We start from the raw sequence: 7772 nt of genomic DNA, 5'->3' as shown, positions 1-7772 counted from the left end.
AGAAGTGCTATGGTTGGGACCTTGCCACGGGCCGTCCGGTCAACATCGGCACCGCCGTCGGCATCATCGCCGCCCAGTCCATCGGCGAGCCCGGCACGCAGCTGACCATGCGTACGTTCCACGCCGGCGGCGTCGCAGGCGAGGACATCACGCACGGCCTGCCGCGCGTCCAGGAGCTGTTCGAGGCCCGCAAGCCTAAGGGCCAGGCAGTGCTGGCGGAGATCTCCGGCACGTTGCAGATCAGCTCCGACAAGAACACGAAGACGCTGACCATCCACGACCAGGAGGGCAACTTCCGCGAGTACGTGGTGTCGGCCCGCGCCACCATGCTCCCGGGCGTGGAGGACGGCCGCCAGGTCCGCATCGGCCAGCAGCTGACCAAGGGTTCCGTGAACCCGCACGACCTGCTGCGCCTGACCGACCCGAACACCACGCTGCGCTACATCGTGGCCCAGGTTCAGGACGTGTACGTGTCCCAGGGCGTTGACATCAACGACAAGCACATCGAGGTCATCGCGCGCCAGATGCTGCGCAAGGTGGCCGTGCTCGACGCCGGCGACTCCGACTTCCTGCCGGGCCGCCAGGTCAACCGCTTCGAGTTCGAGAACGTTGCCAACGAGCTCATCGCCGAGGGCAAGAACCCGCCGGTGGGCCAGCCGCTGCTGCTGGGCATCACGAAGGCCTCCCTGGCCACCGATTCGTTCCTGTCCGCCGCATCGTTCCAGGAGACCACGAAGGTGCTCACCGACGCCGCCATCGAGGGCAAGGTCGACCACCTGGTGGGTCTGAAGGAGAACGTCATCATCGGCAAGCCGATCCCGGCCGGCACGGGCCTGAAGCGCTACCGCGACGTCGGCCTGACCTACAAGGGCAAGCCCACCGCTCCGGTCGAGGGCGACATGCTGCCCGAGTACGCTCCGGACGACCTGCGCCAGATCGAGGACCTGCTGCCCCAGCCCCAGGATTGGTCGCTGGACGGCGAGGGCTACCTCAACATGGGCGGCAACTACGGTAGCTACTACAGCGGCCTGTCCCTGGGTCATCGCGGCCCGCAGCTGTCCGACGAGGACGCGCGCCTGTACATCTACGACGATCTGGGCGTGTCGCAGCGCTGGGCGAACAAGTTCAGCGAGGCGGGCATCGAGACCGTGGCCGACCTGGTGGGCCACACCGAGGACGACCTGCTGCGCATCGAGGGCATCGGCGCGAAGGCCATCGAGGAGCTCAAGGAAGGCCCCGAGCTGCGCCGCGAGGCGGTCGAGGCCGAGCAGCACAACCTGCTGCATGTGATCGAGGACGACCTGAGCGCATCCTCCGATGACATGAGCCAGCTGCTCGACATGGTGTTCAGCCCGGATGACACCATCCTCATCGGCGGCGACGAGCCGGCCACCTTCAACACCGAAGGCGAGGACATGCTGGGCGAGGCGCTGCCTCCGCGCAGCTACCACCGCAACCTCGAGGAGCTCGACGAGCTTCTGGGCAACGGCGCGTTGGGCTTCGGCCTGACCAGCCGTCAGGACGAGGAAGAGTCCAACGAGGCTCAGGCTAACGGCGAAGAATAACGCTAGCTGAAAGGGGCGCGCATCGGCGCGCCCCTTTTTTCGTTACGGCGGGCCGAAGGGCTGCAAAGCCCGTGCCCGCTAACGTTCGAAAGGCTTTTCATGAGCGATAAAACTTACATCCCCGAGGGGGAGCAGGCTCCCGCATCGCAGATCGGCGCCACGCTCGAGGCGCTGGCGGGAACCATCCACGCTCGCCGCGAGGCAGGGGAGGGCAGCTACACGTTCCGCCTGCTCACGGGCAATGCCGACTCGCCGCTGAAGAAGGTGGTCGAGGAGGCCAACGAGGTGGCTTTGGCCGCCAAGGACGTGGAGGCTGCGAAGATGATGCTGGCGGGCCTTGCCGGCCACGAGGGCTCGCATGCGGGCATGGCCGAGGCGTTCGCCGCCAAGGCGGATGCAGCTTGCGACCACCTGCGCTATGAGGCCGCCGACGTGGTGTATCATCTTCTCGTCGTGCTTGAGCGTTACGGCATCGGCATCGACGAGTTCGCCGCCGAGCTGAACAACCGCATGACCGACGAAGAGCGCCCCCAAGGCGCCATCCGTCTGCACGAGGAACACGTGAAAAGAGGGAAGTAATATGGCACGTCTTTTCGGTACTGATGGGGTTCGCGGCGTTGCGAACAAGGAGCTTACGTGCCAGATGGCCTTCCAGCTGGGTCAGGCGGCGGTGGCCTTCAAGGGCCGCACCATCCTGATCGGCAAGGATACGCGCCTGTCGGGCGATATGCTGGAGTCGGCCGTTGCCGCCGGCATCATGTCCATGGGCGGCACGGCGCTGCTGGCGGGCATCATCCCCACGCCGGCCATCGCCCTGCTCACCCGCGAGCTGCATTGCGACGGCGGCATCGTCATCTCCGCCTCGCACAACCCGCCGGAGTACAACGGCATCAAGATCTTCGACGGCCAGGGCTACAAGCTGCCCGACTCCGTCGAGGACGAGATCGAGGCCTTCATGGCGCGCGGCGGCGCTGCTGCCGACGAGCTGCCCAACGGCGACGAGGTGGGCGTGGCCGTGCCCGTCGAGGACGCTTGCGAGCTGTACATCCAGCATGCGGTGCAGAGCGTGGAGAAGCAGGGCATCGACTTCAAGGGCCTGAAGGTGGCGCTTGACACGGGTCACGGCGCATCCTGCATGACCAGCGCCGAGGCGCTGCGCCGTTTGGGCGCCGACGTCACCGTCATCAACGACGATTACTGCGGCACGGACATCAACGTTCAGTGCGGTTCCACGTACCTGGAGCCCCTGCGCGCCCTGGTCGCCGAGTGCGGCGCCGACGTGGGCATTGCGCATGACGGCGACGCCGACCGCGTCATGCTCATGGATTCCGAGGGCAACGAGATCGACGGCGACATGGTGGAAGCCGTGTGCGCCATCGACCTGAAGCAGCGCGGCCTGCTGGCCGGCGACACCGCCGTGTCCACCGTCATGGCGAACCTGGGCCTGACGCATGCGCTGCGCGATGCGGGTATCAACCTTATCCAGACGAAGGTGGGCGACCGCTACGTGCTCGAAGCCATGCGCGAGGGCGGCTACGTCATCGGCGGCGAGCAGTCCGGCCACACCATCTTCCTGGAGCACAACTCCACGGGCGACGGCCTGGTCACGGCGCTGCAGTTCCTGGCCGCTTGCAAGCGCGCCGGCAAGTCCGCCGGCGAAGCGGCGAAAGCCATGACCCGCTTCCCGCAAACGCTCATCAACGTGCGCGTGAAGGACAAGCATGCGGCCGATGGCAACCAGGCCATCGCCGATGCCGTGGCGGCCGCCGAAGCGGCGCTTGGCGAGGACGGTCGCGTCCTGCTGCGTCCGAGCGGCACCGAGCCGGTCGTTCGCGTGATGGTCGAGGCTATGGATGCGCAGGCTGCCGAGCAGCATGCCAAGGCCATCGCCGAAGTGGTCGAGCGCGAGATTTAAACGAGCACGCGGTGCGATAAGATGCCGGTAACCGGTCTACACCGGTTACCGGCATCTTGCATTTTGGAAACTGATAAGGGGATATGCTTGCGTGCATGGCCGCAATGCTCTTTGCGAGATAGCCGTTGAAAGTGGTTTTACTTGATCGGGTTAATCGGTTCGGTGGTGCTTTCGGATAGGTTTGCGGCTTCGCTTCCTTCTGATGCATGGGCGGGTTGCTTGAAGGCGGGGCCTTCGTGCTTTCCTGTGTTTTTGACAGTGTCAGATGCCTGGGCGGGACGCCAGTCTGTGATCGCCTGAGCGACCGACCATGCTGCAGCGTCGTCTTCGCAGCTGGCGGCGTCGCCCGATGCGTGGGCGCCTGCTGCGGCGTGGGCGGCGTTCTCGCCTTCGACTTTGCGGCGCCAGTACAGCCAGAAGCCCAGCGCGCCTGCGCCTGCTGCGACAAGGGCCGCCAGCAGACCCGCTACCACAGGGTTCATCTGCCGTTTGGGAAGGCCGGCTTCGGGCACGGTGATGCCGAAATCATCGGCGCCGGTTTTGAACGATGCCTGCGAGGCGGTGGGCTTGAGCATGGATTCGAGTGTTGCCGTCTCTGCCTTCGCCTGCTCGCTCGGCGCGTCGAACTGGGTGAGGTCGTACGTGTCGATATAGGCTTTCATCGTGCGCGAGTACGTGGTGCTGGTGGCGTAGTGCCCCTGCAGGTAGTCGCACGCATCCTCGTAGCTTTCCGTGTTCGATTTCTTCACCGGGGTGTACAGGGAATCGCCGGTGAGCAGCCCGACATAGTCCTCAAGCGATTCCGTCAGGCTGGGGTAGCGGCGGAACTCGGCGACGATCGTCTCCAGGTTGCCCTTGCCGTCGTCCTCCTGTGTTTTCATGCGCACGCTTTTGCCCTCGTAGGCGCCCTTGATGCCGAACAGGTTGTTGTACGGTTCGCACGAAAGCCCCGATGAGCCGGATGCCGACTCCACCACGGCCTGCGCGATCATGACGGAAGCGTACAGGTCGTTTTCTTGGCACAGCTCGCGGGCCTGCTCGCCGATCTGGCTGATGAACTGCTCGGTGGTCAGGTTGCGCGAGACGTAGACCAGCTCGTCTTCGTCAAGGGTGGCGCTTTCCTGCACCATGTCCTCGGGGGCGTCCTCCACGTCCTCGGCGGGTTTCTCTGCGCTGGCGCCGTTGCCGGTGCTTGCGGACGGGGTGCTGGACGCGGCGGGCGCGGCCGGGGTTTCGGAAGGCTGCGCGGGCGTGGCGGGCTCGGGCTTGGCCTCGGGTTTTGCCTCGGGCTCGGAGGCGGCGTTCGAGTCGGCGATGGCCTTCTGCGTCTGCTTGACCAGCTTCGCCAGGTCGGCGTCTATGGTTGCAAGCGCGTCGACGTCGATGGTGAGGAAATCCGCTGCGGCCACGGTTTCGCCGGAAAGATACGTCTTCAGCGGCTTCAGGCCGACAAGCTTTGCGGCCTCGGCCTTGTCGAGAATCGCCTTGTTCTCCGCGTCGGTTGCGGTCCAGTCGCCGGTGTTGGCGACGCTTTCGATGGGTGTTGCCTGCGCCGCGTATGCAACGCTTGCCGAGGCGGTGCCCTGAGTATGCGCAAGACCCGCCAAGGCGGGGGCCGTTGTCATGGATGTTGCCAGCACCGCGGCAAGCGCGGCGTTCGTGAAAATGGTGCCCTGCTTCATTACGCTATCGTACCGTTTCTCCTTGTTCGACCTAGTAAGCCAAGTATAACTTATAGTCCCTCCCTTTAGCGTTCCCCACGATAATCATCACGCCGCTCCCTTGCAATGTCAGGCGGCAACTGTTTGCCAATCGTCGTGATTCCTTCACGTTTTCCGCCGCTGAACAGGGCAAAACCCGCGAAAATGTCAACGACGCCGGTTGATGGCAGTGGCTACCGCGTCCGATGTGCCAGGGGAGGGCTAGGGAAGGGGCGGTAGAACGTCCTGATGTCCAGGTCTGGCTAGAATGTTTTATCGCTTTCGCGTATCGGAACGCGAGTTTTCCGAATGTTTGACAATGGTGATTTTGCAATATCGCAACGAACGCAGGCAATTACGTAGCGAACGGTCGCAATCGCCGCCTTCGCGGCATCTCATGCCCGGAACCGCCTCTGCAAATTCGGAAAACTCGCATTCTCTGCCATGGTTTAGCGAAAAGCTTCCCTTTCACGCGTGTGTCTGCCCGCCCGCTGGGGAAGGTGACAGGGCCCGGTCGAGGAAACGTTGCGCTCCCCGTGTTGCTTTCCGTCATCGCTTCCGCTTTTCGCTATAATCTTCTGAATCAGCGCGAGGGAGCGTGGCGATCGCTCAATGGGAAAGGAAGGTTTGATGGCCGAGCTGCAGATACAGCCAGGAACGAAGCTGAAAGTCGCTTTCGACACGGCCGTGGGCCAGCAAACCGATTTCAACATGATGGCCACCTTCAAAGGCGTCATCGACGAAGCCTATTTCCTTATCAGCGCGCCTATGCTCGCCGGCAAGCCGCTGATTTTGGATGAGAACCAGAAGCTCCTGTTCCAGTACACCGAAGGCGGGAACACCTTCATGCTGGCCGGCTATCCCGAATCCGTGGAGAAGGCGGGCATCCGCACGTTCTGGAAAATGCGCCAGGTGGCCGAGCATCGCACGTTCTTGAAGCGCCGCGACGAGCGCTTCAAGGTGTCCATGCGTCTGCGCTACCTGCGCGACGAGGCCCCCGAGGACCAGCTGGAAGATGCCATGACCATCGACGTTTCCGCCGGCGGTCTGGCAATGTACCTCAACGATTACCCCGACGTGGGCGAGGCCCTGCAGGTGAAGCTGCCCGTGGTACGCGTGGACGACCAGCGTTACGAGCTGCCCGTGCAACTGGGCATCGTGTGCTGGCTGCGTGAGGCGCCGAAGGGCAGCCTGTTCCGCAACGCCTGCGGCATCCAGTTCCGCTATGCCGACGATTTGGAGCGCGAGGCCATGAAGGAATACATGGAGCACGTGCGCGCCAAGTATAAGATCTAGGTCCCATGGCGTTGTTCGGTAAAAATAGGGAAGGCGAAGGCGAACGGCCTAAGCGCGAACCGGTGTCCGATCAGGTGCAGGGCGCTGAACAGGAGCGTGCGCAGGCTGAAGGCGCAGCCACGGACGAATCTGCGCAGGTTGAAAGCGCGGGTGCAGGTGCATCTGCGCAAGCGGAAGCGCCCGAAGGTGCCGCGCGTTCGTCGGGGTCCGCTAAGCGTCGTTTCGGCAAGAAGCGTGCCCGGAACAAGCGCATGATCCGCGTGGAGGAGCTGGAAGAGGCTCTGGCAGACGACGAGGATATTGACGTTGACGCCATCGTCTCCATGTATATGCCCAAGCGCCGCATGGCCCGCATCGGCGAGGCGCTTCTGCGCGTCGGCACGCTGCAGAAGGTGCTCATTTGCGTGGCGCTGTTCATGGCGGTGCTGTTCGGCGTTTCGTTCATGCAGGAGAACATGGGCAACTTCACCATCAACTTGAACCGTTTGGAGTTGTTCAGGCGCGGCATCGCCATTGCCGACAACAGCCAGTTCGAAGGCGCCACCGCGCGTCTTGCCGCCGAGGCGGTTTCCTACGGTACCAACATCGCCGCGGAAGATCTGCCCGACAATTTGGACGAGATCGACGGCAGCCACAACGGCAAAAGCTACGTTGCCTACACCTTTTATATCCGGAACGCCGGCAAGGAAGATCTGGGATACGACGGCAAGGTGAAGGTCGCCTCCGCATCGAAGGGCGTGGAGAAGGCTGCGCGCGTGCGCGTGTACCGCAATGGGGAAGCGGTGACTTATGCCGCGCCCGCTTCCGACGGCGGCAACGAGCCTGGGTGCGAGAATTTCGAATCGAACGACGTGGTGTGCCACCTTGCCAACGACGACTTCAAGGTGGGCTACGTGGACAAGTACACCGTGGTCATCTGGCTTGACGGCGATGACCCCGAGTGCGTCGACGATATAGTGGGCGGCGAAGTCGAGTTCGCCATGGACTTCGATTCCGATGGAGCTGAGGATACGAACCTGCTCACCAAATTCGTGCGGGATATCGGCGACACGCTCACGGGCACCGACCCCATCGGCGCGTCCGGCACCGATGCCCCTGACTACTACCAGAACAACACCGTTACCTGGGATAACCGCCGCAACCAGGACAATCCGCCCGCATAATCCCGATGCCGGCGCCCTCGACCTCGGTTAATTAGAGGGGGTACATTTTCTAACGGAGAAACCATTGAATTGAGTGGTTTACCTGCGGTAAAGTCGTGATATTTCGGGACAATTTATGGTAAGGTGCAGTTTG

The 7772-nt window shown here is 63.2% G+C and carries 6 protein-coding genes; 5 read left to right on the top strand and 1 reads right to left on the bottom strand.

Annotated elements, in window-relative coordinates:
* The 3 genes from Q0H50_RS01815 to glmM all read left to right on the top strand — a co-directional run.
* On the top strand, positions 1–1565 hold a 1565-nt coding region (locus Q0H50_RS01815), incomplete at its 5' end, for a DNA-directed RNA polymerase subunit alpha C-terminal domain-containing protein (RefSeq protein ID WP_294418680.1).
* 99 nt (positions 1566–1664) lie between these two features.
* Positions 1665–2144, top strand: coding sequence for a hypothetical protein (locus tag Q0H50_RS01810; protein ID WP_294418670.1), 480 nt, complete (start codon positions 1665–1667; stop codon positions 2142–2144).
* Between the two features lies 1 nt (position 2145).
* Complete coding sequence (gene glmM, locus Q0H50_RS01805) at positions 2146–3480, top strand: phosphoglucosamine mutase (protein ID WP_294418659.1); 1335 nt, start codon at positions 2146–2148, stop codon at positions 3478–3480.
* Between the two features lie 137 nt (positions 3481–3617).
* On the opposite strand, the gene Q0H50_RS01800 is transcribed toward glmM, so the two are convergent.
* On the bottom strand, positions 3618–5162 hold the full coding sequence (locus Q0H50_RS01800) for a glucosaminidase domain-containing protein (protein ID WP_294418652.1): 1545 nt from the start codon (positions 5160–5162) through the stop codon (positions 3618–3620).
* 648 nt (positions 5163–5810) lie between these two features.
* Here Q0H50_RS01800 and Q0H50_RS01795 point away from each other — a divergent pair.
* Positions 5811–6476: a PilZ domain-containing protein gene (locus Q0H50_RS01795; protein WP_294418650.1), complete on the top strand. Its 666-nt coding sequence runs from the start codon at positions 5811–5813 to the stop codon at positions 6474–6476.
* 5 nt (positions 6477–6481) lie between these two features.
* Positions 6482–7639, top strand: a complete 1158-nt coding sequence (locus tag Q0H50_RS01790) for a hypothetical protein (RefSeq protein ID WP_294418648.1) — start codon at positions 6482–6484, stop codon at positions 7637–7639.
* Positions 7640–7772 lie beyond the last annotated feature (133 nt).

Source organism: uncultured Senegalimassilia sp., from assembly GCF_934632265.1.
GTDB lineage: Bacteria > Actinomycetota > Coriobacteriia > Coriobacteriales > Eggerthellaceae > Senegalimassilia.
Note: the sequence above shows the minus strand (reverse complement) of the source record. Positions and strands in the feature narration are given on the sequence as shown.

Bases quoted from the DNA above. Each gene is read 5' to 3' on its own strand.
- Q0H50_RS01810 (WP_294418670.1), top strand. From the start codon at position 1,665: ATGAGCGATAAAACTTACATCCCCGAGGGGGAGCAGGCTCCCGCATCG.
- glmM (WP_294418659.1), top strand. From the start codon at position 2,146: ATGGCACGTCTTTTCGGTACTGATGGGGTTCGCGGCGTTGCGAACAAG.
- Q0H50_RS01800 (WP_294418652.1), bottom strand. From the start codon at position 5,162: ATGAAGCAGGGCACCATTTTCACGAACGCCGCGCTTGCCGCGGTGCTG.
- Q0H50_RS01795 (WP_294418650.1), top strand. From the start codon at position 5,811: ATGGCCGAGCTGCAGATACAGCCAGGAACGAAGCTGAAAGTCGCTTTC.
- Q0H50_RS01790 (WP_294418648.1), top strand. From the start codon at position 6,482: ATGGCGTTGTTCGGTAAAAATAGGGAAGGCGAAGGCGAACGGCCTAAG.